The 22,828-nt window shown below is 37.0% G+C and carries 34 protein-coding genes; 18 read left to right on the forward strand and 16 right to left on the reverse strand.

What is annotated here, in order from left to right:
* Positions 1–17: 17 nt before the first annotated feature.
* Positions 18–707, reverse strand: coding sequence for an endonuclease III (nth, locus tag ACLBWE_RS08110; RefSeq protein ID WP_017391676.1), 690 nt, complete (start codon positions 705–707; stop codon positions 18–20).
* Entirely contained in the window at positions 708–1,499 is a 792-nt protein-coding gene (locus ACLBWE_RS08115) for an RnfABCDGE type electron transport complex subunit B (RefSeq protein WP_447602171.1), read from the reverse strand.
* Between the two features lie 272 nt (positions 1,500–1,771).
* On the opposite strand from ACLBWE_RS08115, the gene gdhA reads away from it, so the two are divergent.
* Positions 1,772–3,175 carry an NADP-specific glutamate dehydrogenase gene (gene gdhA, locus ACLBWE_RS08120; RefSeq protein ID WP_447602173.1) on the forward strand — a complete coding sequence of 468 codons (1,404 nt, stop codon included), beginning with the start codon at positions 1,772–1,774 and terminating at the stop codon, positions 3,173–3,175.
* Positions 3,176–3,230: 55 nt separating this feature from the next.
* Here the strand turns inward: gdhA and ACLBWE_RS08125 are convergent, their stop codons facing one another.
* From ACLBWE_RS08125 to ACLBWE_RS08145, 5 genes are all read right to left on the reverse strand, one after another.
* On the reverse strand, positions 3,231–4,340 hold the full coding sequence (locus ACLBWE_RS08125; protein WP_447602175.1) for an META domain-containing protein: 1,110 nt from the start codon (positions 4,338–4,340) through the stop codon (positions 3,231–3,233).
* Positions 4,341–4,508: 168 nt separating this feature from the next.
* Entirely contained in the window at positions 4,509–5,285 is a 777-nt protein-coding gene (locus tag ACLBWE_RS08130) for a DODA-type extradiol aromatic ring-opening family dioxygenase (RefSeq protein ID WP_270902927.1), read from the reverse strand.
* 116 nt (positions 5,286–5,401) lie between these two features.
* A complete protein-coding gene (gene rlmH, locus ACLBWE_RS08135; protein ID WP_003652981.1) occupies positions 5,402–5,881 on the reverse strand; it encodes a 23S rRNA (pseudouridine(1915)-N(3))-methyltransferase RlmH in 480 nt (159 codons plus the stop codon).
* 304 nt (positions 5,882–6,185) lie between these two features.
* Complete coding sequence (gene lon, locus ACLBWE_RS08140; protein WP_045434518.1) at positions 6,186–8,615, reverse strand: endopeptidase La; 2,430 nt, start codon at positions 8,613–8,615, stop codon at positions 6,186–6,188.
* A gap of 460 nt (positions 8,616–9,075) precedes the next feature.
* Positions 9,076–9,660, reverse strand: a complete 585-nt coding sequence (locus tag ACLBWE_RS08145) for a 5-formyltetrahydrofolate cyclo-ligase (protein WP_447602178.1) — start codon at positions 9,658–9,660, stop codon at positions 9,076–9,078.
* A 240-nt stretch (positions 9,661–9,900) separates the two neighbouring features.
* Between ACLBWE_RS08145 and ACLBWE_RS08150 the strand changes: the two genes are divergently transcribed.
* From ACLBWE_RS08150 to ACLBWE_RS08160, 3 genes are all read left to right on the forward strand, one after another.
* Entirely contained in the window at positions 9,901–10,245 is a 345-nt protein-coding gene (locus ACLBWE_RS08150; protein ID WP_447602180.1) for a hypothetical protein, read from the forward strand.
* A gap of 113 nt (positions 10,246–10,358) precedes the next feature.
* Entirely contained in the window at positions 10,359–10,472 is a 114-nt protein-coding gene (locus tag ACLBWE_RS08155) for a hypothetical protein (protein ID WP_080758504.1), read from the forward strand.
* A 94-nt stretch (positions 10,473–10,566) separates the two neighbouring features.
* Complete coding sequence (locus tag ACLBWE_RS08160; RefSeq protein ID WP_045434513.1) at positions 10,567–10,887, forward strand: hypothetical protein; 321 nt, start codon at positions 10,567–10,569, stop codon at positions 10,885–10,887.
* 422 nt (positions 10,888–11,309) lie between these two features.
* Here the strand turns inward: ACLBWE_RS08160 and ACLBWE_RS08165 are convergent, their stop codons facing one another.
* The 9 genes from ACLBWE_RS08165 to ACLBWE_RS08205 form a co-directional block, all read right to left on the reverse strand.
* Entirely contained in the window at positions 11,310–11,558 is a 249-nt protein-coding gene (locus tag ACLBWE_RS08165; protein WP_447602183.1) for a helix-turn-helix domain-containing protein, read from the reverse strand.
* Positions 11,559–11,636: 78 nt separating this feature from the next.
* Complete coding sequence (locus tag ACLBWE_RS08170) at positions 11,637–11,840, reverse strand: hypothetical protein (protein ID WP_447602185.1); 204 nt, start codon at positions 11,838–11,840, stop codon at positions 11,637–11,639.
* The gene (locus tag ACLBWE_RS08175) at positions 11,828–12,898 is read right to left on the reverse strand and encodes an ATP-binding protein (RefSeq protein ID WP_447602187.1); all 1,071 of its coding nucleotides are present in this window, start codon (positions 12,896–12,898) and stop codon (positions 11,828–11,830) included. Before ACLBWE_RS08175 ends, ACLBWE_RS08170 begins: the two co-directional genes overlap by 13 nt.
* 11 nt (positions 12,899–12,909) lie before the next feature.
* Entirely contained in the window at positions 12,910–13,236 is a 327-nt protein-coding gene (locus ACLBWE_RS08180) for a hypothetical protein (RefSeq protein ID WP_447602189.1), read from the reverse strand.
* Between the two features lie 2 nt (positions 13,237–13,238).
* Positions 13,239–13,427 carry a hypothetical protein gene (locus tag ACLBWE_RS08185; RefSeq protein ID WP_447602191.1) on the reverse strand — a complete coding sequence of 63 codons (189 nt, stop codon included), beginning with the start codon at positions 13,425–13,427 and terminating at the stop codon, positions 13,239–13,241.
* Between the two features lie 378 nt (positions 13,428–13,805).
* Positions 13,806–14,108, reverse strand: a complete 303-nt coding sequence (locus ACLBWE_RS08190; RefSeq protein WP_447602193.1) for a hypothetical protein — start codon at positions 14,106–14,108, stop codon at positions 13,806–13,808.
* A 51-nt stretch (positions 14,109–14,159) separates the two neighbouring features.
* Entirely contained in the window at positions 14,160–14,375 is a 216-nt protein-coding gene (locus ACLBWE_RS08195; RefSeq protein WP_447602195.1) for a hypothetical protein, read from the reverse strand.
* Positions 14,376–14,556: 181 nt separating this feature from the next.
* Positions 14,557–14,859: a hypothetical protein gene (locus ACLBWE_RS08200; RefSeq protein ID WP_447602197.1), complete on the reverse strand. Its 303-nt coding sequence runs from the start codon at positions 14,857–14,859 to the stop codon at positions 14,557–14,559.
* 111 nt (positions 14,860–14,970) lie between these two features.
* Positions 14,971–15,759 (reverse strand): LexA family transcriptional regulator, encoded by a 789-nt coding sequence (locus tag ACLBWE_RS08205; RefSeq protein ID WP_447602199.1) that lies wholly within the window; start codon positions 15,757–15,759, stop codon positions 14,971–14,973.
* A gap of 126 nt (positions 15,760–15,885) precedes the next feature.
* Here ACLBWE_RS08205 and ACLBWE_RS08210 point away from each other — a divergent pair, with 126 nt between their 5' ends.
* From ACLBWE_RS08210 to ACLBWE_RS08275, 14 genes are all read left to right on the forward strand, one after another.
* Complete coding sequence (locus tag ACLBWE_RS08210; protein WP_447602201.1) at positions 15,886–16,107, forward strand: XRE family transcriptional regulator; 222 nt, start codon at positions 15,886–15,888, stop codon at positions 16,105–16,107.
* 69 nt (positions 16,108–16,176) lie between these two features.
* Positions 16,177–16,677, forward strand: a complete 501-nt coding sequence (locus ACLBWE_RS08215; RefSeq protein ID WP_447602203.1) for a phage regulatory CII family protein — start codon at positions 16,177–16,179, stop codon at positions 16,675–16,677.
* 49 nt (positions 16,678–16,726) lie between these two features.
* The gene (locus tag ACLBWE_RS08220; RefSeq protein WP_447602205.1) at positions 16,727–17,047 is read left to right on the forward strand and encodes a hypothetical protein; all 321 of its coding nucleotides are present in this window, start codon (positions 16,727–16,729) and stop codon (positions 17,045–17,047) included.
* The gene (locus ACLBWE_RS08225) at positions 17,044–18,003 is read left to right on the forward strand and encodes a helix-turn-helix domain-containing protein (protein WP_447602207.1); all 960 of its coding nucleotides are present in this window, start codon (positions 17,044–17,046) and stop codon (positions 18,001–18,003) included. The genes ACLBWE_RS08220 and ACLBWE_RS08225 overlap by 4 nt, the downstream gene beginning before the upstream one ends.
* Positions 18,000–18,113, forward strand: coding sequence for a putative phage replication protein (locus ACLBWE_RS08230; protein WP_447602209.1), 114 nt, complete (start codon positions 18,000–18,002; stop codon positions 18,111–18,113). The genes ACLBWE_RS08225 and ACLBWE_RS08230 overlap by 4 nt, the downstream gene beginning before the upstream one ends.
* Entirely contained in the window at positions 18,110–18,514 is a 405-nt protein-coding gene (locus tag ACLBWE_RS08235) for a DUF559 domain-containing protein (protein WP_447602211.1), read from the forward strand. Before ACLBWE_RS08230 ends, ACLBWE_RS08235 begins: the two co-directional genes overlap by 4 nt.
* Positions 18,515–18,524: 10 nt before the next feature.
* On the forward strand, positions 18,525–19,277 hold the full coding sequence (locus ACLBWE_RS08240; protein ID WP_447602213.1) for a hypothetical protein: 753 nt from the start codon (positions 18,525–18,527) through the stop codon (positions 19,275–19,277).
* Between the two features lie 116 nt (positions 19,278–19,393).
* Positions 19,394–19,993: a hypothetical protein gene (locus tag ACLBWE_RS08245; RefSeq protein ID WP_447602215.1), complete on the forward strand. Its 600-nt coding sequence runs from the start codon at positions 19,394–19,396 to the stop codon at positions 19,991–19,993.
* A gap of 197 nt (positions 19,994–20,190) precedes the next feature.
* Positions 20,191–20,520 carry a hypothetical protein gene (locus ACLBWE_RS08250; RefSeq protein WP_447602217.1) on the forward strand — a complete coding sequence of 110 codons (330 nt, stop codon included), beginning with the start codon at positions 20,191–20,193 and terminating at the stop codon, positions 20,518–20,520.
* A gap of 143 nt (positions 20,521–20,663) precedes the next feature.
* Positions 20,664–20,894 carry a hypothetical protein gene (locus ACLBWE_RS08255; RefSeq protein WP_447602219.1) on the forward strand — a complete coding sequence of 77 codons (231 nt, stop codon included), beginning with the start codon at positions 20,664–20,666 and terminating at the stop codon, positions 20,892–20,894.
* A 140-nt stretch (positions 20,895–21,034) separates the two neighbouring features.
* Positions 21,035–21,187, forward strand: coding sequence for a hypothetical protein (locus ACLBWE_RS08260; protein ID WP_447602221.1), 153 nt, complete (start codon positions 21,035–21,037; stop codon positions 21,185–21,187).
* Positions 21,188–21,523: 336 nt separating this feature from the next.
* The gene (locus tag ACLBWE_RS08265) at positions 21,524–21,715 is read left to right on the forward strand and encodes a hypothetical protein (protein WP_447602223.1); all 192 of its coding nucleotides are present in this window, start codon (positions 21,524–21,526) and stop codon (positions 21,713–21,715) included.
* A gap of 11 nt (positions 21,716–21,726) precedes the next feature.
* A complete protein-coding gene (locus ACLBWE_RS08270; protein WP_447602225.1) occupies positions 21,727–22,203 on the forward strand; it encodes a hypothetical protein in 477 nt (158 codons plus the stop codon).
* Positions 22,163–22,804, forward strand: a complete 642-nt coding sequence (locus ACLBWE_RS08275) for a putative metallopeptidase (RefSeq protein WP_447602227.1) — start codon at positions 22,163–22,165, stop codon at positions 22,802–22,804. The genes ACLBWE_RS08270 and ACLBWE_RS08275 overlap by 41 nt, the downstream gene beginning before the upstream one ends.
* Positions 22,805–22,828 lie beyond the last annotated feature (24 nt).

The raw sequence follows: 22,828 nt of genomic DNA on the forward strand, positions 1-22,828 counted from the left end.
TATACCCAACCATATTTTTAAGCTTCAATATTTTTAATAGTAATTTGTTTTTGCGCACCAAATTCGAAACGGTCGGGCCAGTTGCAAACATCTGCAACCACACATTCTGCACATTTAGGTTTACGGGCTATACAACAATAACGGCCGTGTAATATGAGCCAGTGATGTGAATCTAAAATAAATTCTTTAGGAATGACCTTAATTAAGCGGTGCTCAACTTCAAGTACATTTTTACCTACGGCTAAGCCAGTTCGATTTCCCACTCGGAAAATATGTGTATCGACTGCCATAGTCGGTTGTCCAAAAGCTGTATTTAAAACAACATTTGCAGTTTTACGCCCAACACCCGGCAAGGCTTCTAAGTCTTTTCTGTTGCTTGGAACTTCGCCGTTAAATTGTTCCATTAAAATCTTACAGGTTTTAATGACATTTTCGGCTTTGGCGTTGTAAAGACCAATTGTTTTAATATATTCCTTTAAGCCATCTACGCCCAAGTTATAGATTTTCTCAGCGGTGTTGGCCACAGGGTAAAGTTTATCAGTTGCCTTATTCACACTCACGTCGGTAGCTTGAGCTGACAACATAACAGCAATAAGTAACTCAAAAGAAGATGAATATTTTAACTCGGTTTGAGGTGACGGCCGTTGTTCGCGAAGGCGTTCAAAGAAAATTTGAATCTGCTTTTTCGTCATATTTTTGACAGCCATTCAGACCTCCTGTAGTTGCATGAGTTGCTGTTGTAATTCTTCGAGTTGAAGACGCTTTTTAGCATCTTCACGCACACCTAGCTGTTTTTCCAGTTTCTTAATTTGGGTGCGGATTTTGGCTAACTCAATTGTAGTTTTTGCATCAGTTAACACGGCTTCTTTAGGTTTCTCGATGAGCTCAATTGAAGGTAGTTCATCAAGTACCTGAGAGAACTGAGCAAACAGTTGCGTGTCAATTTCAGCGCGTACCACAGGACCTTTACGGTGACTGCGACGCTTTTCTTCACGTTGAATATGTGAGTAGTAGCGTTGCCTTAAATCATTTTGTTCTGCGGCACGCTGTTGTTCATTTGGTAAGGCTTGCGTGTCCTCAACCAGATCAATGCAGTCTACTGGACAAGGTGGAATGCATAACTCACAACCCGTACATAAGTCGGTCAAGATGGTATGCATGAGCTTACCACTGCCAATAATAGCATCTACAGGACAAGCACTAATACATTTGGTGCAGCCAATACATTCATCTTCACGAATAATCGCTTTCATTCGCTGCGGGCGACCATCTGTTTGTACAGGCCATACGCTACTTTCAGCGGTTAATGGAGAGCGATTGAGTAGCTTTGCCAGTGCATCAGCAACAGGTTGTCCACCTGGAACACATTTATTTGCTTCTTCACCTTCAGCAATCGACTTTGCGTAGGGTAGACATCCATCACGATGTCCACATAGACCACATTGTGTTTGTGGTAATAACGCATCAATCTCGCGTATGAGAGAAATAGATGAATTCATAGTGGGCAAATAGCTTGGTTAAAACGATGCGATAATGAAGAAAAACCTAAGTAAGGTCAATGGATTTTAACGAATTTATCGGGTTTTTAATTGACCTAAAATGTAGCTAATATTGCACAATAATAGATCAATAAAAGTGAAGAGTTAAATTACTATTTCTTATCTTTGAGTAGTTTTTCTAAAAATAAGTTTTTGATAATTAAGATGAATAAAATAATTTAAAATAACTATTGTTAAAATTGATGGAAAGGGATTTAATATTTTGCTGCTAAATGATGCATTTAATAATGTATTGCACCAATTTAATTCATGACTATGCTGAGGACCGTGCATTGAAATACAACAATCTGAATGAATTCCTGAATTACGTGCAAGCGCGTGATCCGCATCAACCTGAATTTTTGCAAGCTGTCGAAGAAGTCATGATGAGCTTGTGGCCATTTATTGAAAAAAATCCAGAGTATGCAGAGCAGGGATTGTTAGAACGCCTTGTTGAACCAGAGCGTGTGATTCAATTTCGTGTTTCATGGATGAATGATCAAGGTCAGACTCAAGTTAACAGAGCTTTCCGTGTTCAATATAATTCAGCAATTGGTCCATTCAAAGGTGGAATGCGTTTCCATCCATCGGTCAATCTATCAATTTTAAAATTTTTAGGTTTTGAGCAGACTTTTAAAAACTCACTTACAACCTTACCAATGGGTGGGGGAAAAGGTGGTTCAGATTTCGATCCTAAAGGTAAATCTGATGCTGAAATTATGAGATTCTGTCAGGCATTAATGATTGAGCTATACCGTCATTTGGGTCCGAATACTGATATTCCTGCGGGAGATATTGGCGTGGGCGCGCGTGAAGTCGGTTATATGGCAGGCATGATGAAAAAGCTGAGTAACGACACAGCATGTGTCTTTACTGGTAAGGGAATTTCATTTGGTGGTAGCTTAATGCGCCCAGAAGCAACTGGCTATGGTACGGTTTATTTTGCAGAAGAAATGCTAAAAGCGCGTGGCCAGTCTTTCGTTGGTAAAACAGTCTCTGTTTCTGGTTCGGGTAATGTTGCGCAATATGCGGCAGAGAAGGCCATGTTCTTAGGGGCAAAAGTTGTTACTTTATCTGACTCTAACGGAACTGTTTATGTGAAAAATGGTTTTACAGATGAATTACTTGATGAAGTGATGAATCTTAAAAACGTTAAGCGTGGCCGTATTTCCGAGTTTGCTTCTAAACATGGTTTTGAGTATTTTGAAGGGAAAACCCCTTGGCATATTCCTGTAGACATTGCTTTGCCATGTGCGACGCAAAATGAATTAACAGGTGATGATGCTAAAACGCTTATTTCTAACGGTGTAATTTGCGTGGCTGAAGGCGCTAATATGCCATCTACACTTGAGGCAGTTGAACACTTTATCAAAGCCAAAATTTTGTATGCGCCAGGAAAAGCATCTAATGCAGGTGGTGTCGCAACGTCTGGTTTAGAAATGTCTCAAAACGCAATTCGTTTAAGCTGGACACATGCTGAGGTTGATGAGCGTCTACATGCAATTATGAAAGACATTCATGCTAATTGTGTAAGATACGGTACAAAAGAAGACGGTACTGTTAACTATGTTGATGGCGCCAATATTGCAGGCTTTGTAAAAGTAGCTGATGCAATGCTTGCTCAAGGTATTTTCTAAGAATAGAAATAAAAAAATCCGATGCATAAGCATCGGATTTTTTTAGTCTAAAAACTTATTTTTTAGGTTTTTTAACTAACTCTTGCTCTACAACCATATCTAACACATCTGCTAGGCTAGATTGGTCTGCTGCTGGATTTTTCACTTCAAAACGTTTTACACGTAAAATTACGCGTTGGTCTGGATTATGTTCAAAACCTTCAATTTGACCATAATATAATGACCAGTTTTTATCAGCGTAAGTTTTAACACCTTTGTCATCATATTTAATTTCACGAACTTGCATACATGTTTGTGGTGCTACACCAGTACATGATTTAGTTTGTGGAGCAACTTCTAGGAAAATAGTTTTCCCTTCAGATTGATATTTTGCTTCAGGTGTCATTTTACCAGTAAAGGTATATTTTTGACCTTGCGCATCAGTTACCGTTAATGTTGGTTGATCAACATTTGTTGTATTAAGCTCAAATGGAATTGCACGCTTTTGGAAGAGGCTGCTAGAAAATTGTTCCTGTTTCATTAAAGCAGGTTCACAAGCCATCATAGTTGACATTACGTCAGCCGTTACAATCGTATTATTTTCAACTTTCCAAGTTGTTCCTTGGCGGTTACAACCTGTTGCGATAGATAAACGATCATTGGCAAAGTTAAGAACGATTGGTTTTTTTGTATTTTCAGGTTGATAAGACCAAGAATAATCTGTTAAAGCTTGAGTATTAACTGCTTTTTGACCTTGGAAAATGTGCTTTTGACCAGTTTTATCTGTCACGCTTAAAATCACCTGACCATTATTGTTGCTAATTTCGATTGGTAATTTTGCTTCATTAAAGATGCTAGTAGAAAGTTGTTCTTGTTTCATTAGATCATCTTGGCAAGCCATCATCGTTGAAACAAGGTTAGAAGTAACAAGTTGGTTACCTTCAACTTTCCAAGTACCACCTTGGCCATTACAACCTGTATTGATTGCTAATTTGCCATCTGCATTAAAGTTAAGAATAAGTGGTTTAGAAGCTTTTACATTTTGATAAGTCCAAGCATATTCACCTAAAGTGGCTGCAAGGTTTTGTTGTTGCTCAGATACAATCGGAGCTGGAGTATTTGTAACTGTTTGACACGCCATCAAAGAAAAAGGTAATAACGCAAGAATTAAATATTTAATTTTCATTTAAAAACTTCAAGTAAAAAAACAACAGCAATAAGCTTAAAACATTCTTAAAAAAAGAAAATGTAAACATTTGATTGTTTCGGTTTTTAAAATGTATAAGTTTGTAAGTTATTCTAATTTTCAACAAAAATAATGGTATACCCCGAAAAACGGGGTATTTGCTAATAATTAATCAAAACGATAGATATCCATGCCTAGTGAGCCCATTGTGAAGCTGCTGTGAACAATCGTAAAGCGATTGCCTGTGCCCATAGCAAAAAACAAAGGCGCAAAATGTTCAAGGGTAGGATGATTACGTTTTACATAAGGCAATGACTGCCATTCCAGTACACCATCATAATCTTGATGGGTAAGTTTATTAACAACAGCATTTCTAAAAGTTGAAGCCCATTCAGGAACTTTAGAGTTGTCTCCTTGCCAAGATAACTCTGCAAGATTATGGGTAATGCTGCCTGAACCAATGAGTAGAACTTGTTTGTCACGTAAAGGTGCGAGAGTTTGTCCTATACGATAAATTTCTTGTGCGCTTAAATTGGTTGGCAAAGAAATTTCGACTACAGGAATATCAGCGTCAGGGTACATATGCAATAGAGGCATCCATACACCATGGTCACGAGGACGTGTACTATTCGCATGGGCAACAAAATGAGCATCTGCCAGTAGTTTTAAGATTTCTTCGGCGAGCGCTGGCTGCCCAGGTGCGCTGTAGCGAATTTCATATAATTCTTTAGGAAAGCCGCGGAAGTCATGCCATGTTTCAGGACGCGTCGCAATACAAACCTCAAGTGCTTTACTTTCCCAATGTGCTGACATCACAATGATTGCCTTTGGTGTAGGAAGATTTGCACCTAAACGATGTAGAGCAGGTCCTACTTGTTCTGGGTCAAGTGCAAGCATGGGTGAACCATGTGAAATAAACAGTCCAGGAAGGGTTTGTAGTTCCATTGCATTACACCTGAGTTGAAAAACAGAATAATAGATAGTCATTATGCCAAAATCAGGACATGTTAAAAGTATCCTGATTTCAACGGATTGTTCCTAAAATGAAACGGTTGTTGTTTTTATGCACGGTGATAGGGATGATTATGATTAATAGTCATCGCTCGATATAGTTGTTCAATTAATAAAACCCGTACCAAAGGATGTGGCATTGTTAGTTTTGAGAGTGACCAATGCCATGCCGCAGCTTTGCGTACCTGATCCGATAAACCATCTGGTCCACCAATGGCGAGTACTACATCATTACCTTCAAGCATCCACTGTTTCATGGTGTCAGCTAATTTTTCTGTACTGAGTTCTCGACCACCGACTTCTAGGGCAATTAAAGTTTCATTTGGTTTTAATGCATTTAGAATACTTTCGCCTTCAATTTGGCAATACTTTAAAATATCTGCTTCTGAATCATTCTTACCACGTTTGGCCATAGGAAGTTCAATGACTTGAGTTTGCACAAAAGGCTGGATGCGTTTGAAATAATCTTCAAACCCAGTGAGAACCCAAGCAGGCATTTTTTGACCAATGGTCAGAATACGAATTTTCATGTTATCTATTCATTCAAAGCAGCTTGCGCATTATACCTGAGGAAGAGATAAGTTCGTGGTAGTAAAATAGGCATAAAAAACGCAGTCCAAAAAACGGTGTTGGACTGCGATCAAATGATCATCTGTCTGGAGTTCAGATGATCATAGAGAATAAAAACAAGGCTATCTATAAAACAACAGATAACGAAGAATACTTAATTTAATTAAATACTCTTAATACCTATTATGAGGATGGTTGGATATTTTTCAATCAAATTGTGTAACAAAAAAAAGAGAGCCGAAGCTCTCTTTTTTCACATTTCAATTAGTGACGTGCTGCTTTTGAACCTTCCACCGGTTTTACAATCGGTGTTTTAGGTAAAGGCTTTGGCATTGAGACTAATGCTAAAGGTAAGATGTCATCAATACTTTTTACAGCTTTGATTTCTAAACCTTCTTTAACATTGGCTGGAATTTCTGCCAAATCACGAACATTGTCTTGTGGAATAAATACAAGTTTGATCCCACCGCGGTGTGCTGCAAGAAGTTTTTCTTTTAAGCCACCAATACGCATTGCACGACCACCTAAACTTGTTTCACCAGTCATTGCAATATCTGGACGAATCGCAATACCTGTAAATGCTGATACAAGGGCAGTGGTTAACGCTAAACCAGCAGATGGACCATCTTTTGGTGTCGCACCTTCTGGTAAGTGAACGTGTACATCAGTTTCTTCAAAACGAGAAGCCTCAATACCTAGCTCATCGGCACGCGTACGTACTAAAGTCATTGCTGTGGTAATAGACTCTTTCATGACATCACCGAGAGAACCAGTGGTAATGAATTTACCTTTACCTTTGACAGCTGCAACTTCAATGGTAAGCAACTCACCACCTACAGATGTCCAAGCTAGACCATTTACGCGGCCTACTTGCGCTTCATCTTCTGCAATACCAAAGTCAAACTTGTGTGGACCTAAGTATTCTGGAAGATTGGCAGAGGTAATATCAAGCTGTAAGTTTTTAGACTTTTTACTTACGGCTTCTTTTACCACTTTACGCGCAATTTTAGACACTTCACGTTCTAAACTACGTACACCAGCTTCACGTGTATAGCGCTGAACAATATCACGAATCGCTTCTTCATGAATTGTTAACTCTTTTGCACGCAGACCATTGTTCTTAATCGCTTTTGGAACAAGGTAACGTTCAGCAATGTTCACTTTTTCATCTTCGGTATAACCCGGTAGACGAATAACTTCCATACGGTCAAGCAATGCTTCAGGAATATTCATACTGTTTGCAGTACAGATAAACATCACTTCAGACAGGTCAAGATCAAGATCTAAATAGTGATCGTTGAACTTACTGTTTTGTGATGGATCTAATACTTCAAGTAATGCAGAAGCTGGATCACCACGGTAGTCTTGCGCCATCTTGTCAATTTCGTCGAGTAAGAACAATGGGTTCTTCACGCCAACTTTTGTTAAAGACTGCACGATTTTACCTGGCATCGCGCCAATATAAGTACGACGGTGACCACGAATCTCTGCTTCGTCACGTACGCCACCAAGCGCCATACGAACAAATTCACGACCTGTTGCTTTTGCAACTGACTCACCAAGTGAAGTTTTACCGACACCAGGAGGGCCTACTAAACATAGAATCGGACCTTTGAGTTTTTTAACACGAGACTGAACAGCCAAGTATTCAACAATACGATCTTTAACGTCATCTAAGCCGTAGTGATCTGTATCAAGAATCTCTTGAGCTTTCGCAAGGTTAATACTCACTTTGCTCGCTTTATTCCACGGCGTATCTAAAATTACTTCTAGATAGTTACGTACAACAGCCGCTTCACTAGATGCTGGTTGCATTGCTTTAAGCTTACGGAACTCAGCTTCAGCTTTTTTACGTACGTGTTCAGGTAAATCAGCTTCAGCAAGACGTTTTTCTATTTCAGCAACGTCATCTTCAGCGCCGCCATTCATGTCAGAAAGTTCACGTTGAATGACTTTCATTTTTTCATTTAGAAAGTATTCACGTTGGTTTTTTTCCATTTGGCGTTTTACGCTGTCATGCAAAGTTTGTTCAATTTGCTGTTCTGCAGATTGATTCACCAAGTAGCTCATAAGCTCTTGCAAATGTGCTTCAAACTCATCGTGCTCTAAAAACTTCTGTTTAATTTCAATATTTAGAGGCACACGTGTTGCCACGAAGAACATAAGCTGTAGCAAGTCTTCAATTTTATTAGCAGCTGCAACCAGTTCACGTGCATTACGTAATTTTGCTTCAGCATATTGAGCAAATAAAGTACGTAACTCTTGTAAACGAGTTTCTTGAGTAGCTTTATCTACGTTAATTGTCATTGGACTTAAGCTATGTTCAGCAGTCAAATGGCTATCTTCATCGATAATTTTTTCAAGCTTAGAGCGCTGTAACCCTTCAATCAGTACTTTGATGCAGTTTTCATCATTTTCATGATTTACGACCTGAACAATCTTAGCGACAGTTCCGTACTGATAAAGGTTATCGTGATCAATATCTTCTGTAAGCGAATCTTTTTGCGCAACTACAAATACTAAATTGTCACTGTTACGAGCCACATCAACTGCATTGATCGATTTTTCACGACCCACGAATAACGCAATTTGCATGTGTGGATAGACCACTACATCACGTAACGCTAAAAGTGGTAATACACTTGGAACCTGAGGCTCTAAGTCAGTTTTTTCATTCATAATAAGTTCAGACATGGGCACTCCTAATGAGTGACAACGAGGTTGCCATGTTTTTATAGTGATGTGTATTTTGAAAATTACAAGGGCCTTTCAATAGAAAATGTGGAAAAAATGACTAATTTAGTCAACTTTTTTTAAAAATATTATGAATCAATGAATTAATTCTTAAGAAGAATAAAATTTTGTAGCAAGGATAAGTAATTTAGCTTAATAATTATGAAATATTCATATAACAAAAAAACCGTTTGGATGGAAAGTAAGCAGTTTTTTATGCCATTTATAAGCAATGTATTGTTAACAATAATGCAAAACTTATTCGATATTGAACATTAAATAGGCGTGTTAATATAAGTTGGTAAAGCGGTCTGTCACTTAAAAGTAACCATCCTTAGGGTGGTTACTTTTATGATTTTAGAGGCATGAAAAGTAAAGGTTGATTTTAAGTTATTGAATTTAAATTGTTTTTATATAAGGATTATCTTTTAAAATAATAAATATGTTGAGGGGTGAGTAAAGCATCTAAGGGTTGATCCCAACTTTGACGTTTTAAAGTATGCTCAATAAATTGAAATTGATGGGCCACACCCAAACGATAAGGCTTGTGTTTTGCACTTGCCAATGTACGGTCATAATAACCACCTCCCATACCAATACGCGTACCGTATTGATCACACGCTAAAAGTGGCATTAACAGTAAATCAAGTTTAGATACATGTTTTCCTCTTGTTGCCATAGGTTCTTTCATACCCAATGGATGATGAGAAAAACGTCGATTTAAATATTGGTTTTTAGATATTTTTACCCAAACTAAATTTTGATTCATAGAACAAATCATAGGTAAGTAAACTTTCTTATTCTTTTTAAAACATAACTTTATGAGAAGGTCGGTATGGATTTCTCCAAAGGCATGTAAATATAAACCAATTTTTTTTGATGAATGAAAAATAGCAAGGGTATTTAGATAATGGAGAACATTAAGCTGAGCTTGTTTTTGCTCCAATTGGGTTAAAGAGCGTCTTTTAGATCTTAAATTTTTTCTAATAAAACTAAGTTCATTCATGTGTAAATCTAACAAAGATTTGAGATCAGTCGAGAAAAATTATACCTATTTTTTATAGCTTTATGAAAATAGAAGAGTAATTAGAAAATAACTTTAAATTTAACTGATTAATTGTCTCAAATAGATCTGATCTATTTTCTTTAGCGAAAAAAAATTCTATTTCTTTACGTATTACCAGTATTTATTTACATTTAATGAGATAAGAATATTTAAAAAGATAAATGTGAAATTGTTAAGCCTATGAAGTTAAAAAATTTAACCATTACAATAAGCGCTGTATTGATGCTTGGTGGGTGCACAAAACAAACAGAACCTGAAGCGGCTGAAGTTGACTATAAAGCTCAATTTGAAGAGTCTGACCGTAAAATTGGAGAGTTTTTAGATCAATTGGATAATCTGAATACACCACAAGAGGTTAAAGTCAAAATCTTGTGTCATGATTATCCAGAGGTTTATAAGACCCAATATATGCCTGCATTAATAAAAATTTCACCCAAACCTTATACCGAAGAAAAATTATTGTCAGATCTGAAGAGTGCAACTGATTACTACAAAGATGCCTTTGCCATTAGGTGTAACCAATAATTAATTGGTGTTTAAAATCTCAAAAAATCCGATAAGTGTGAATTGATTGGCATTATTAAGTTGTGGTAAATTTCATTTTGTCTTTATAGTTGCTAATTTAGGGGGTTCTAGATATGGAAATCTTGAAATTCTTACAGAGTTTTAATACGGTCGGTACATACTTAACAATTGCTTCAACCGTTTTAGGTGGGCTTATTGTTTATTTTTACGTGATTAATCCAGCGTGATCTTTTAAAAAGAAATAGTAAGAAATTTTCTATTTCTTTTTTTCAATAATTAAATTCTGTCATTCGTTTTAAACTATAAAAATAGGATAGGGACATGAAGTTTAGATTATTTCTTCTTGGTTTTTTGGCTTTAAGTTGTCATGCAGACGAAAACGTAAATGATCCCGAGATTTGTAATGTAGTGAAAAAAGTTGCTCATACAGTCATGGAGGCACGTCAACAGAAAGTTCCATCTCAAGACTTGCAACACATAGCGAATGGTCTCGAAGACCCAAAAGCGAAACAACTTTATCAGGATTTAATTAATTCGGCTTACTCGACCAAAATATTCAAAACCAGTTTCTTTAAAAGAAAAGCAATAGAAGATTTTCAAACAGGCTGGTATGAAGAGTGCCTTAATAGAAATGAAAAATAATATTAGAGGGTGTGGGATATATTAATCAGCCAATCTGAAATTTAATGTTTAAAAAGAAAATTTTAGACTGACAGGTCTGTATGAAAAACTAAATTAAAATAAATATTTTGAATTTTTCTTAAAGTTAAAAATAAATGCTCCGAAGATGCCGCTGCATGTGTCGTTACCCTGAACCCGATGAGTTCTCGGGTAAAAGTGATTTTATAGCACTACGAAACGATATTAGAGCATATATAAGCACATGAAAAGTATTCTTAAGTATTTGTATTTTAATAAAAATACCTGAAACAATATTTAAGCTTATGTCATGATACGACAGTATACGTTATTTGCCTACTATCTGCCTATTTATTCAAATTTGCCTATTTTTAATAGTTTTTAGCCTATTGTTTGCCTACTAAATTTTTACAAAAAAAAGGCGGTTAAACCGCCATTTGTGATGTGGATTGGATGCGCTGCCGTTCAATATAAGCTAACACATCTGCTTTTTTATAAAAAATTTTTCGATAGTGGACTTTTGAAAAGGGAATACCACCACCTTCACAACGCTTTTTCTGCAACCATGAAGTTGAAACATCAAGTATTGCCGCAAGTGATTCAGGTGAAAATTCTGCATCATCATTAGCGGCATTAAATTTTTCAACCTCAGCTTGTTTATCAATACATTTCATTTAGATTACCTCACCAAAAATACAAAATTAAAAAAGCTAAAAACCATAAAATATTTGTTACGTAGAGTGCTTCTTTCATTATTTTATTTCCTCAAAAGCTTGTTTACGGGCAGAAGCCTGATTTTTGAGTAAAGAGATATGAGCATCTTTAATCAGCTCATTGCTCTGCATGACACGTTGCTTAGCGTGGAGGGCAGAGGTCGCTTCAATACGACCTCTTAGAGTGCCGTTGCCATGTAGTTTGGCAACATACCTAAAGATATAGGTACTTAAGCACTCCAACCCTCCATATCCTTTTTTGCTGTGCAAGCATTAATAATGATTTGCTCGAATTTAGTGCCCTTGAAGTAATTAACTGGATAGTCCAAATCATCAAAAGATTGTGCTGACTCGATATGTTTAAGAGCAAGTTGATACTCGTTTTCTAAAGTCTTTTCTTGCTGGTCTTTGAGTTGCTGCTCATTTGCTTGTTGAGCTTGTTCAGTACGTTGAATTATTTTCTTAATACTTTCACACGTTTCTTCAAATATTTGCTGTTTCACATCGTGAAGACTATTTAGACCACGTTTTGCACAGTAATTTGCAATATCAATTCCCGCTTGTTGCATTAAATGCTCAAGCTCTAAATATTGATTCCCATTGATACATGCATTAGCAGATCCTGAGAGTAGCCATTGTTTTAATAAAATGCCGTCATGCTCACCCAATTGACGAGGATCTAGGAACAGACGGGAACGGTCCTTAGTTGCCATCGCAACATTGTCATGTGTTAGGTCTAAAACAGTAGTAAATTCATATTCAATACCATCGCGCTGTTCAGCTTTCATACCAACTTTTTCAACTTTCTTTTTGCCGTTATCGTTGGTCTGTATGGTTTCCATTTTTGAGCGCATGGTCACGATGATGTTGATGCTTGACTGCAACATTGCATCAATGAACTTTCGATGGCGGGGAGTTACTTGGCTCCACGCACCCCAAGAGTTACCTTTAAATGAATTAGAAGCTAATTGGTCAACAATCTCAAGACAACCGCCAACACCAGACCATTCATGAGTAATACTGTCTAAAATAAGGGTGTCAAAATTTGCTTGCTCAGCAGCTTTAATTACCTGAATGAATTTTTCAGGTGTGTATGGTGGTTGAATGTTGGCATGCTCAAATTCAACTAAATCTTCATATAGCTCAGCGCTACTATTTTCAGTGTCAGCTACGGCAATACGGCCGCCAATACCTTTTGCAAGTAATAGGGCAGTAAAGGTTTTACCTGAGCCTGTAGGCCCTGCAATAGCTAAGCGCAATTTCGCATTTTTACGTTCAGCTTTTTTAAAGAAAACTGTCATTTTTATTATCCTTATTTTGAGCCAGTGAAGCCGCGAGAACGCTTATAGTTTTTGCGGTCATGTGACGGAATATGTGAACCGCCTAGATCTTTAGCTAGTTGCTTAGTGCGCTGGAAGCTAATTACTTGGGTGAGTACTTCCCAAACTTTGGGATAATCAGCTTTGAATTTTTCAACATCTAAAGGTGTTTTAACGTCATTCTTGGCGATTTTATAAAGCACTTTGCCATTAGCGTTCGAAGCAAATACTTGCCAGCCGATCCGAACTGAGTAGAGGCCTGTTTCATCACGGCCTAAATATGACTTGTAGCCATCAGGGTGTTTTTTGAAGTTTGTCATGATTAGCCACCAAACATCCAAGTGATAAAAGATGAGATGACTACCCAAAGGATTACAGAAAGGGCAATAAACTTTAGAAAGTCGATTGAATTAGCTTTGAAAGCCGCGAAACGAGAAGGGCGCTGTTCTTCAACAGTAGGGTGTTGATATAAGCGTGCAGTCGTTTGACTAGGGATAGTGTTTTGTTTCATACTTATCTCGCAGTTTGTTTGCAAAGCACATCGGGGGTCGAAATCTGATGTGCTTTTTTGTTGTCTTGATGAATAAAATATACCTACTAGGTAAAATAAAGTAAATACCTGTTAGGTAAAATAATAAAAATAATTTTTTACTCTTGAGGTAAATTGATGTTCAATAAGCAAAAGAAAACCCACCGCGGTGGTGGGTTGGAAGGGGGTATTAATATGTATGGAATTGACAAACACGGTAAGCGTATTGAAATCACTGCTAGATCATCACTTGTAGGACGCTCATTTCATTCAATTACTATAGAGTGTGTGGATGATTTAAAGATTCTACCTAGAGTTCAAGGTCGCTTGATGTGGAGATGTACTCGTAAAAAACATCCATCAATCACCTTTCAAATAAAAGCTTTCAGCATTAATTCGTTCAAGGAGCAATTTATTGGTAAACTCAAAAATGCTTTCTTGAAGACTGACCATTAATTTATCTAATTCTTCTTTAGTGAATTTGCTCGGTATAGTTTGGCTGAAATCTTGATCACAAATAATATCAAGAAAAGAAGTCATTCTTTCCAGAATGAAATTTACATCTTCAATGGCAGCCCCTTGTTCTAAAAGGTTTTCTCGCAAAATACTTTGAATCTCTTGCTTGCTATTATCTATTTTCGGAAATTGTATAATATTATCCATTGATATTTTCACATAGTAAGTTTTAAGAAAGGTGTCGGGTCACGGTTTTAATTACACAAAAAGCTGAATTCGCTTAAATTCTTTATTAGCCTCAATATGGCTTCTATAAAATTTATCTTTATCTTCTGAATCAACAAATTCTTTGAATGTACTTGCTTCAAGAAGTCTGTAAATAAATCTTTCACCTGTTCTGAGCACCACCGTCAATAAGAAGTGTTGGTAAAGAACATGGCTGATATTGCGGGAATTAACTTCAATTTTTTTCATATTTTGATCAATAATTATGCTAACTAGGGTGGTGACTAAGTTGTTGATTTATCGGTATAACTTACTGTTAATTATTAAAATAAGGGTGGTGATTAAATCCAGTAAATAGAGATAATAGTAAATGGATTTTGGTATGTGCTTTGAAGATCATTTCTTTCATTGCATCACTATTTCAATCGCATCATATCCCAGAATATTTTTCCAAAAACTCATCAATCCATTCTTGAGCTACTTCAATATTGGTTATATCGGCTAGCTTTAGATTAGTTTCTTCTGCTTCGTTAAAACCTTCAATAATAGCTTCAAAAATATTGGCTTCGTTAATAACCTCGCGTGCCATTTCAGCAGCGTCATAGCTCTGCTTGGCTTTCTTAAGAGAGGCAATTTGTTTATCAATTCCTGCACCAATTTTACCTAATGCCAATTTAAACTCTTGACGATTAATCGTTAGTGTAGTTTTGGATTTATTAAGTGTTGCGATCATTAGTTTTCCTTGGAATTTAATACTTAAATAATCAATTATGAGCTACCACACCACTAATTATTGACATGTTGATTTTGTTGGAATTTTGAGTGGAAAAATCCGCCAATCATTTTAGTAGCCATTTGGATGCTCTTGTCTGTGCTGACTAGGTGGAACAATATCCGTAATGGCGGTAATGCTTTCAACTTCATCCATGTTGAATGTAAGACGTTCACCGCCATTAACAGCTATAAGGCTTAAGACATCATTATGTATGCCTATAAACTCTTTAATTGTGCATCGTCCGTCTTTAAGGCAAACCTGAACAAATTCCATAGGTACCAGCTCTGCATCAGGATCACATACTACATACCAACCATTGCGTATGGCAGGGAACATGGAGTCACCAGTTCCTTTGATACCATATGCATTTTCACCTGCTGCGTGAGTAGGTACATAACCATCCCCGCCATTTCCTTCATAGCCCATATCCGTGAAATAGCCATCCATCCCCATTTTTGAATAGGCTTTAACAGGAACATATCTTTTTTGACGTGGGAATGACTTAAGTGGAGTCTCTACAAACTTAACAGCGTCTTCACTATCGGGAATATTGTATTTTTTCTTAAATGCTTCTATATCAAATTTTTTAAATTCAACAACATCCACAGTTTTTTGAGTGGTTAAGTTAGACAAGTCAGACTGATCAAGATAACCACGCGGCTTATTAAAGGCATCTTCAATTTTTATAGCTGTGTCATCCCCAATATTTTTGGTCGGGTTTTTACCTAAATACTGACTCAACAGGCTATATGACATATCAATCTTCTCAGCAAACTCTTTACGTTTGAGACCAGATTCTTCCATTAGCCTCTTCGCATTAAGAAATCTAATTTCATGAATTGTCTTTAGTTCAGCCATTACAAGAACACCTATAAATCAGATTTTAAAAATACCCTACAGGTAGAAAAAATAAATACCCTGACAGGTTGAATAATATTTACCTTGAGGGTATATTTGTAATTAATTTACCTTTGAGGTGTATTTATGCCTACTCTTTATGAATTTTGGCGAGGATTAAGCAAAAGTGAGCGGGTCCAATTCTGTAGTAATGCAAAGGTTTCATACAGATATATGGAAACTCATTTAATCCATGGTCGAAAGAAACCAAGCATGGAAACCATCCAAAATATGGTTAATGCAAGCAACTCGGAATTAACTCACAAGAGTCTTTTTGATTTCTTTTTAGGAAAACCAACCACAGCCTAAAAGCTAACAAGGCAAAGTATCAACCATATGGTTTAAAAAATAAATGTGAAGGAAATGAAGGATTTCACAATGCAAGAAATGACTTTAAGCCGAGATGCGCAGATAGCACTTTGGCAAATGGTAAATAAAACACCAAATTGCACAGCAAAGGAAATTGCCCAAGCAATAGGGGACTCACATAACTCTGTGTGTAATTACGGCAATCAGAATATGCCCGCATATTTGCCAAGTTTGAAAAAACTTGAAGCAATGATTTATTTCACACAGAACCCAGCATTACTAAAGGTTTGGGCGCATGAATTGGGCTTTGCATTAGTTCCAGTTGGGTGCGACAGCTCTAAACATCATGAGTTATCAATCTTTGAAGCAATGATGCAGCACAACATTAAAAACGGAAAAGCGAACAGTGTTGTTTATGAGGCGTATGAAGACGGAATTATCACGCCGTTGGAATATGAAGAAATTCATCATCTGACACAAAACCTTATTGAACTTATCACAGCAGTTGATCAGGCAGCATTGAAGCAAATGAAAAAATGTTCAGCAACGTTCGGAAATGAAAAAGCCTGATCTCGTACATCAGGCTTAGTAATTCAATTACTTGCTAGAGGAATCGAATATGCAAACTAATTTATCAAATCAAACGGATAAAGACAATCTTCAAGAGCAGAAGCGTCAGCAAATTATTCAATCTTGGTATGAACCAGCTCTTAGAACTTTAGAAGGATTGCTTGAAGTACGTAAGCAGAATTTGCGAGACCAAAAACGTGATGAAAATAATGCAGCAGTAAAACGTGATGAGTTTATGCATGCACTTTCTGTGCAGCACAGAATGCCAATTTTCCATGCTGGTCAGATCATCTCAAGTCTACATAGAGCCAAACGGATCCGCTACTTGGGTACCACTTTCATTCAGATGAATGAAGAGGGGGATAAATGAGCTTAGACGCAACAATTTGGGCTTGGAAAACCCGTCAAAAACAAAAGGTGGGTGGGGCATTAAAACCACTCAAAAAATTGGTTCTTCTTTCGCTGGCTGATAGGGCTGGCGAAACACATGAATGCTATCCGAGTGTAGCCCGTTTGGTAGATGACACTGAAATGGACCGTAAGACAGTTTTGAAAATTATTGATGAACTAATTGAGGATGGATTTATTATCGATACTGGTAAACGCGAAGGTAAAACTAAGCAGGTTAAAGTTTATCTTTTGATCGGAGTTAAAGGCCGAGAAACAGTACCAACAACGGTACACTTTGACACGAAAGATAATGATTTAAACAGTACCAACAATGGAACAGTTCCAACAACGGAACAGTTCCAACAATTCCATGAAAGAGTCCCAACAATTCCGTTAAACAGTCCCAACGTTGGGACACGGAATCTTTCAATGAATCTACCAATAGAATCTAAAAATAAAAAAACATGGTTGAGTTTAAAAAAACTTGGTGAAGAAATTCTTTTGGCAACTGATCAGGAAACTTACGAGCAAATCAAAAACGCGAGTTGGTTCGATCGGGAGCTTCGAGCATTTGAGCTGTACAACGCTGATAAGAATCTTTGTGATGAACTCATGAATTACCACTTTGCAGATTGGTTAATCAATGCATGTGGAAAATACAAATCTCGTGAACAAGCTAAAGCCTCAAATACTGGTACACAGGTTCGAGTCCCGCAGGGTGAATCAAACGCACTTAGCTCAAAACAAATTTACTCATTCGCTCAAAAACTTTCTGTTCTTCCTGAGTTCGCAAGCAAATATGCCGAAGGTAACGAGAGCTATGAGCAACTTGCAGCCCGTATCGCCGTAAAACTTTCAGATCCTGAGCAACAACAAAAGTTGATGCCTTATCTCATTCAGGTTGGATTTCAACAGGCCAAAGGAGCGGCAGCATGAATAAATTCGAGATTTTAAGGTGGGGATTGCTTATATCTTTTTTTACAGCAGCTCTAAGCGGTGCAGTAGTTTTGTGGTGGATAGCAAGAAGGGAGTCAATTGAGGAATGAGTTCAATAAGCCTTGCCGATTACAAGCGTCTTTATGCAAAACCACGATGCAAACCTAAGCGCCGTGCTTCAGTCAAAAAAGAACGAGTTGTAAGTGAAGGTGAGGCAATGCTTGTTCAGCACTTAAAGTCACACAAGATTGGTTTTGAACAGGAATATAAATTCCATCCAACTCGTAAATGGAGAGCAGATTTTCTGATTACAGGTACAAAGATTTTAATTGAGGTTGAGGGCGGGATCTGGAGTGGAGGCCGTCATACAAGGGGCAAAGGTTACATCGGGGATATGGAGAAATATAACTCTGCATCAATGATAGGTTTTACAGTTTTACGGTTTTGCACAGATCAAGTTAAGTCTGGCATAGCAATACAACAAATTGAATTATTAATGAAGAGTAAATAGGAAGGCGATTATGTTAGTTGAAAAGTTTGATTTTATTGAGTTACTTCGCCTTGCTATCGCTCAAGGCAAAGCTGAAGGTAAGAAGATTTCAAAAGATGTGGTTTTAGGTGAATTAGCGCTGTTATCACCAGCTGCAAAGCTTTGGGCTACAGTAATGGTTGAAAAGGTTGATTTTGAACGTATTGCAATAATTACCCCAGCACAAAAAAAAACTGAAACTTTTTACAGTAAATATGATTTTAATTTTGAAACCGAGCGCCGTATTGAAGATATACCAGGCAAGGTTGAATTCGTTCGCGGTGAAATTAAATCTGGTGATTTTTTCCGAGCGCGAAATAAATTAGCGGTAAAGATTCATGAAGAAATGGTTAAGAGAAAATTTACACCTACTAATGCTCAAGGTGATCTTACTAATCTAGCAAAGGGTATGGCTGAGATTATTTTGCGTGGTCATGTTTTTGTTAAAGCTATGTGTGGTGCATGCCAAGGAATAGGTAAAATCGAAACATTTAATTCATTGGGTTTTCCTGAAGGGGCGAAGTTTTGCGAAAAGTGTAATGGAACTGGTAAGCGCCCATATACATTGAATGAAAAAATGAAAATTGCAGGTATCGTTGCCACTAAGACTGCTTACATAAAAAGCTATCAGAAGTTTGAGTTACTTGGAGAATCTATTATTGCAGAATGGGAAAATGAAATTAGATCGCGTATTTCTCGCTCATTTCGTTTTGAACTTCCTGATAATCAAGAAACTTGTGCTTGACAGTTGGGTATACACTTGAGTATAAAGATTTCTAAAATGGGCGAAATGTAAAGTAATCGCCAGAATGAATTTAAGAGCTCGCCAAAAGGTGGGCTTTTTTTGAGTCGATAAAAATTATGGATGCGATAAGAGCAACTCTTGATGCAGCTTACATTCAAGGTTTTTTTGGTTTTCTCGGGGCATTAGTTGGCGCTGGGGTTCTCATTTGGTCAATTAGAGTTACGGCAAAAAATACATTAGAAGCCTTTAAGTTGGAGAAACTGGCAGAGGCAAAAAGAGACACTTATATTGAATTAGTAAGAAAGTGGCAAAGTTTTCTAATAGCGTGTAATTCTTACCGGTTATTAGAAGAACAAGTTTTTTATGATCAATATTTTTCAGCATTAAAAGATCTTACAGCTTCTTTACATGAATCAAGCTTTATCTCAAACCCAGATACAAAAGAAAAAATAATGAATTTTACGATTCAATTTGGAGATTCAATTTCAAGCATTTCTAAATATTTCAACAAATGGTATTCAGCAACCACAGATGAAGAAAAGCGCACAATAAATATTGAACTTTTTGAATTTATGGACTTGTTTGCATTGCAAGCTTTAAAGCTTCAAGATGATTTAAGGACAGAGTTGGGGCTTCCTAATGATGAAGCAATAAATAAACGTCTTCTAGAGAACCAGAAAAAATTCGCTTCAAGAATTAAATCAAAATTAGATTGAAGAAGCTCGAGACTCTTAACGTGTTACAGTCCAATCTAATTAAATACTGGTAATTATCATGACATTTTGTGTAGGACGGGAGTGAGAAGTTTAAAATTTGACAAAGATGTGAATTCATTAAGAGTTAAATAGGTATGAAGTTTCTAATATTGTGCATAGTACTTTTGACTATCCGATCAGCAGTTGCTGATTCACCGATGCAACCAGCTACAAAAGAATATGAATATTGTAATGAGGCAGGTACTTCCTGTGGTGTAAGTATTATCGAAAAATCTTTTGAAAATGGGGTTGTCGTAAATTCTGTAGGAAATATTGATGACTCAAATGAAGAGCAATTATTAAATTTAGACCACTTTTACAGAAAGGAATGTTTAAAACTTCTTGGACTTAATCCAGATAATGGGGTTCCAAGCGATAAAAAGAAAACTTTCGGAACATGCCTTATTAGAAAACTGACTATTGCAGTTAAAAATAGAAATTCAGAAAATTCTCACTACATTGAAAAAACGAAGCGAATCTTTGATTAAGTAGATTTAAGTATCAATTATGATCAAAACACAAGTTTGGTTGGAAAAATTTAAACATTTGAAGCCTCGCTAAATATCGATTATTGGCAGGGCTTTTTCTTTTGTATGTTAAGCTGCCATTCATAATTTTATGGAAGCTTACAATGTATATTTGTATTGGCGGTGATTTAGACGGTGAAGTTGTAAATAACCGTGAAGGTACACATTTTGAAGCTAGTGAAATTGATCCTGCTAAGCAATCAACATACAACCGCCAGAGTTATATTGTTGAAGGCAATACTTACCGATTCTGGCTTTGTGCGGAATTGCCATATATGGAAACAACAGAAATCGCTGGTAAGCATCTAGCTGAAAAATACAAATACCTTTCTTGAATTTAGATACTGAATTATCAAGCCCACCAATCGGTGGGTTTTTTGAATGTTGTTTTTAATTTGCCGGACGTATTACGGCATAAGTGGCCCCTCTGAAAATTGATATTGGAGGGGCTTTTTCTTTTAAGAGGATTTGATATATGAGCATCGATATTAAACAAGAGAAGTATTTCAGCTTAGAGGTTGAAGTGGAAAAAACTACCGTAATTATTTATCAAAAAGATTCAGACATTGTGATTAGCAAAGAAGCCGCGAAACAGCTGATTGAAATTCTAAAAGGGTTTGTTGATTGATTACTTATAGTTGAAAAAGATGAGTGCCTTTTGTGTGCTTCTCACGAGCATAATCCGTTCTGATATAATGGTTACTAATCAACCATATCGAAGAAACAATTCAATGACCATGTATCTAGCTCAGCAAAATGATGAAAATTTTACCTTCACCAAAGTTAACGAAATTTCAGAAGAAATGATTTGGTTGAATTCAGTACTAACCTTCACCACAAACAATGGAATTCTAAAAGTCTATCATGACAAGGGCCTCCCTTTAGAATCAAGAGAAGATTTGGTACGACAGTGCCAACAACATTTTAAATAAGCCACCCTCGGGTGGTTTTTTTTGGAGTACTTATGACTGAATTTCAAAAAAATGTAAATGAAATTAGACAGCTCCAAACAGAGCTAAATCACTTGGGAAGTTGCACTACCAAGGGCATCACAGAACAACAGATCGCTCAATTAGATGAGCGATTTTTTTTGACCATTGCAAAGCAATATAAGTTAATTGCTCGGCTCAACAACAAGCCTGAGGGATTTCTTTAAGGGGCTTGGGTATGGATAGTAAAGATTATTTTTGGCTAACAAGAAGAAAAGAGCCAAAAACTAAACCTAAAAGCAGACCATTGCCTAAAGCTACTCAAAAATATCTAGAAGCAGAAGAAGAATTTACTCAATCCTTACATGTTCTGGAAATTAAATACGAAAAGAAGTTTCAAATTAAATCAACCAAGCACTGGCGATTTGATTTTCATTTAATAGAGCATCGTATTTTAGTTGAAATTGCTGGAGGTCCTTGGTCAGGTGGCCGAAAGGGTAAGCTTAAGAATAAAGCTTGGAGTCTTGATCGTTACGACGTGGCTGAGGAGATGGGCTATACAGTAGTTCGTATAGAGACAGCATCAAGATGTCGTATTGATGAGTCTGGACCTTTGCAGTTAAGGACTGAATACGCTAGTCAGTGGCTAAAAAATTTAAAGAGGCAAATATTTAATGGATCAGATCAGACCATTCCCGCAGCCAGACTTTATTGATCAGGCAGAAGAAGAGGAAGCAATCCGTTTAATACCGGCACCAGATTTAAAGAAATGGGTTGTTGCTAATTTCCTTACACTTGGTGGGCCACTACATAACCCGGACCATGACCATATCGCTGAGCTGCTTCATGATAATGAAGAGTTTTTAGAATTTGCTTGGGCTTCTTCTGCTTATACGCGAGCTAAGCGTATGGTGTTAGGCCAATGTGAAAAGGTTATGTTTCAACAAGGCGGATGGAAGAAAGCTCGTCAAGAACAACAAATGCGGGATTGGTTCGGATTTATACCGACTTACTTAATTACTATCGACGCTACCTTTTGCGATAAAGCCAATGATAGCGAGTTCTGTGCTTTGCTTGAACATGAGCTTTACCATATTGGTGTAGAGCGTGATGGAGACGGTGAGATTATTTATAGTGATCATACTGGCCTACCAAAGCACTATTTAGCTGGTCACGATGTAGAAGAGTTTATCGGTGTGGTCAAACGTTGGGGCGCAAATGAAAACGTTAAGCGGCTAATTGAAGTCGCTAAAAACCCGCCGTTTGTTTCTGATTTAGATATATCAAAATGCTGTGGAAACTGCGTTATCACATGATGAGCCTGAGGGCTTTTTTTTTGG

This window comes from Acinetobacter sp. M5A5_2a (genome assembly GCF_053345265.1).

Bases quoted from the DNA above. Each gene is read 5' to 3' on its own strand.
- nth (WP_017391676.1), bottom strand. From the start codon at position 707: ATGGCTGTCAAAAATATGACGAAAAAGCAGATTCAAATTTTCTTTGAA.
- ACLBWE_RS08115 (WP_447602171.1), bottom strand. From the start codon at position 1,499: ATGAATTCATCTATTTCTCTCATACGCGAGATTGATGCGTTATTACCA.
- gdhA (WP_447602173.1), top strand. From the start codon at position 1,772: ATGATGCATTTAATAATGTATTGCACCAATTTAATTCATGACTATGCT.
- ACLBWE_RS08125 (WP_447602175.1), bottom strand. From the start codon at position 4,340: ATGAAAATTAAATATTTAATTCTTGCGTTATTACCTTTTTCTTTGATG.
- ACLBWE_RS08130 (WP_270902927.1), bottom strand. From the start codon at position 5,285: ATGGAACTACAAACCCTTCCTGGACTGTTTATTTCACATGGTTCACCC.
- rlmH (WP_003652981.1), bottom strand. From the start codon at position 5,881: ATGAAAATTCGTATTCTGACCATTGGTCAAAAAATGCCTGCTTGGGTT.
- lon (WP_045434518.1), bottom strand. From the start codon at position 8,615: ATGTCTGAACTTATTATGAATGAAAAAACTGACTTAGAGCCTCAGGTT.
- ACLBWE_RS08145 (WP_447602178.1), bottom strand. From the start codon at position 9,660: ATGAATGAACTTAGTTTTATTAGAAAAAATTTAAGATCTAAAAGACGC.
- ACLBWE_RS08150 (WP_447602180.1), top strand. From the start codon at position 9,901: ATGAAGTTAAAAAATTTAACCATTACAATAAGCGCTGTATTGATGCTT.
- ACLBWE_RS08155 (WP_080758504.1), top strand. From the start codon at position 10,359: ATGGAAATCTTGAAATTCTTACAGAGTTTTAATACGGTCGGTACATAC.
- ACLBWE_RS08160 (WP_045434513.1), top strand. From the start codon at position 10,567: ATGAAGTTTAGATTATTTCTTCTTGGTTTTTTGGCTTTAAGTTGTCAT.
- ACLBWE_RS08165 (WP_447602183.1), bottom strand. From the start codon at position 11,558: ATGAAATGTATTGATAAACAAGCTGAGGTTGAAAAATTTAATGCCGCT.
- ACLBWE_RS08175 (WP_447602187.1), bottom strand. From the start codon at position 12,898: ATGACAGTTTTCTTTAAAAAAGCTGAACGTAAAAATGCGAAATTGCGC.
- ACLBWE_RS08180 (WP_447602189.1), bottom strand. From the start codon at position 13,236: ATGACAAACTTCAAAAAACACCCTGATGGCTACAAGTCATATTTAGGC.
- ACLBWE_RS08185 (WP_447602191.1), bottom strand. From the start codon at position 13,427: ATGAAACAAAACACTATCCCTAGTCAAACGACTGCACGCTTATATCAA.
- ACLBWE_RS08190 (WP_447602193.1), bottom strand. From the start codon at position 14,108: ATGGATAATATTATACAATTTCCGAAAATAGATAATAGCAAGCAAGAG.
- ACLBWE_RS08195 (WP_447602195.1), bottom strand. From the start codon at position 14,375: ATGAAAAAAATTGAAGTTAATTCCCGCAATATCAGCCATGTTCTTTAC.
- ACLBWE_RS08200 (WP_447602197.1), bottom strand. From the start codon at position 14,859: ATGATCGCAACACTTAATAAATCCAAAACTACACTAACGATTAATCGT.
- ACLBWE_RS08205 (WP_447602199.1), bottom strand. From the start codon at position 15,759: ATGGCTGAACTAAAGACAATTCATGAAATTAGATTTCTTAATGCGAAG.
- ACLBWE_RS08210 (WP_447602201.1), top strand. From the start codon at position 15,886: ATGCCTACTCTTTATGAATTTTGGCGAGGATTAAGCAAAAGTGAGCGG.
- ACLBWE_RS08215 (WP_447602203.1), top strand. From the start codon at position 16,177: ATGCAAGAAATGACTTTAAGCCGAGATGCGCAGATAGCACTTTGGCAA.
- ACLBWE_RS08220 (WP_447602205.1), top strand. From the start codon at position 16,727: ATGCAAACTAATTTATCAAATCAAACGGATAAAGACAATCTTCAAGAG.
- ACLBWE_RS08225 (WP_447602207.1), top strand. From the start codon at position 17,044: ATGAGCTTAGACGCAACAATTTGGGCTTGGAAAACCCGTCAAAAACAA.
- ACLBWE_RS08230 (WP_447602209.1), top strand. From the start codon at position 18,000: ATGAATAAATTCGAGATTTTAAGGTGGGGATTGCTTATATCTTTTTTT.
- ACLBWE_RS08235 (WP_447602211.1), top strand. From the start codon at position 18,110: ATGAGTTCAATAAGCCTTGCCGATTACAAGCGTCTTTATGCAAAACCA.
- ACLBWE_RS08240 (WP_447602213.1), top strand. From the start codon at position 18,525: ATGTTAGTTGAAAAGTTTGATTTTATTGAGTTACTTCGCCTTGCTATC.
- ACLBWE_RS08245 (WP_447602215.1), top strand. From the start codon at position 19,394: ATGGATGCGATAAGAGCAACTCTTGATGCAGCTTACATTCAAGGTTTT.
- ACLBWE_RS08250 (WP_447602217.1), top strand. From the start codon at position 20,191: ATGCAACCAGCTACAAAAGAATATGAATATTGTAATGAGGCAGGTACT.
- ACLBWE_RS08255 (WP_447602219.1), top strand. From the start codon at position 20,664: ATGTATATTTGTATTGGCGGTGATTTAGACGGTGAAGTTGTAAATAAC.
- ACLBWE_RS08260 (WP_447602221.1), top strand. From the start codon at position 21,035: ATGAGCATCGATATTAAACAAGAGAAGTATTTCAGCTTAGAGGTTGAA.
- ACLBWE_RS08265 (WP_447602223.1), top strand. From the start codon at position 21,524: ATGACTGAATTTCAAAAAAATGTAAATGAAATTAGACAGCTCCAAACA.
- ACLBWE_RS08270 (WP_447602225.1), top strand. From the start codon at position 21,727: ATGGATAGTAAAGATTATTTTTGGCTAACAAGAAGAAAAGAGCCAAAA.
- ACLBWE_RS08275 (WP_447602227.1), top strand. From the start codon at position 22,163: ATGGATCAGATCAGACCATTCCCGCAGCCAGACTTTATTGATCAGGCA.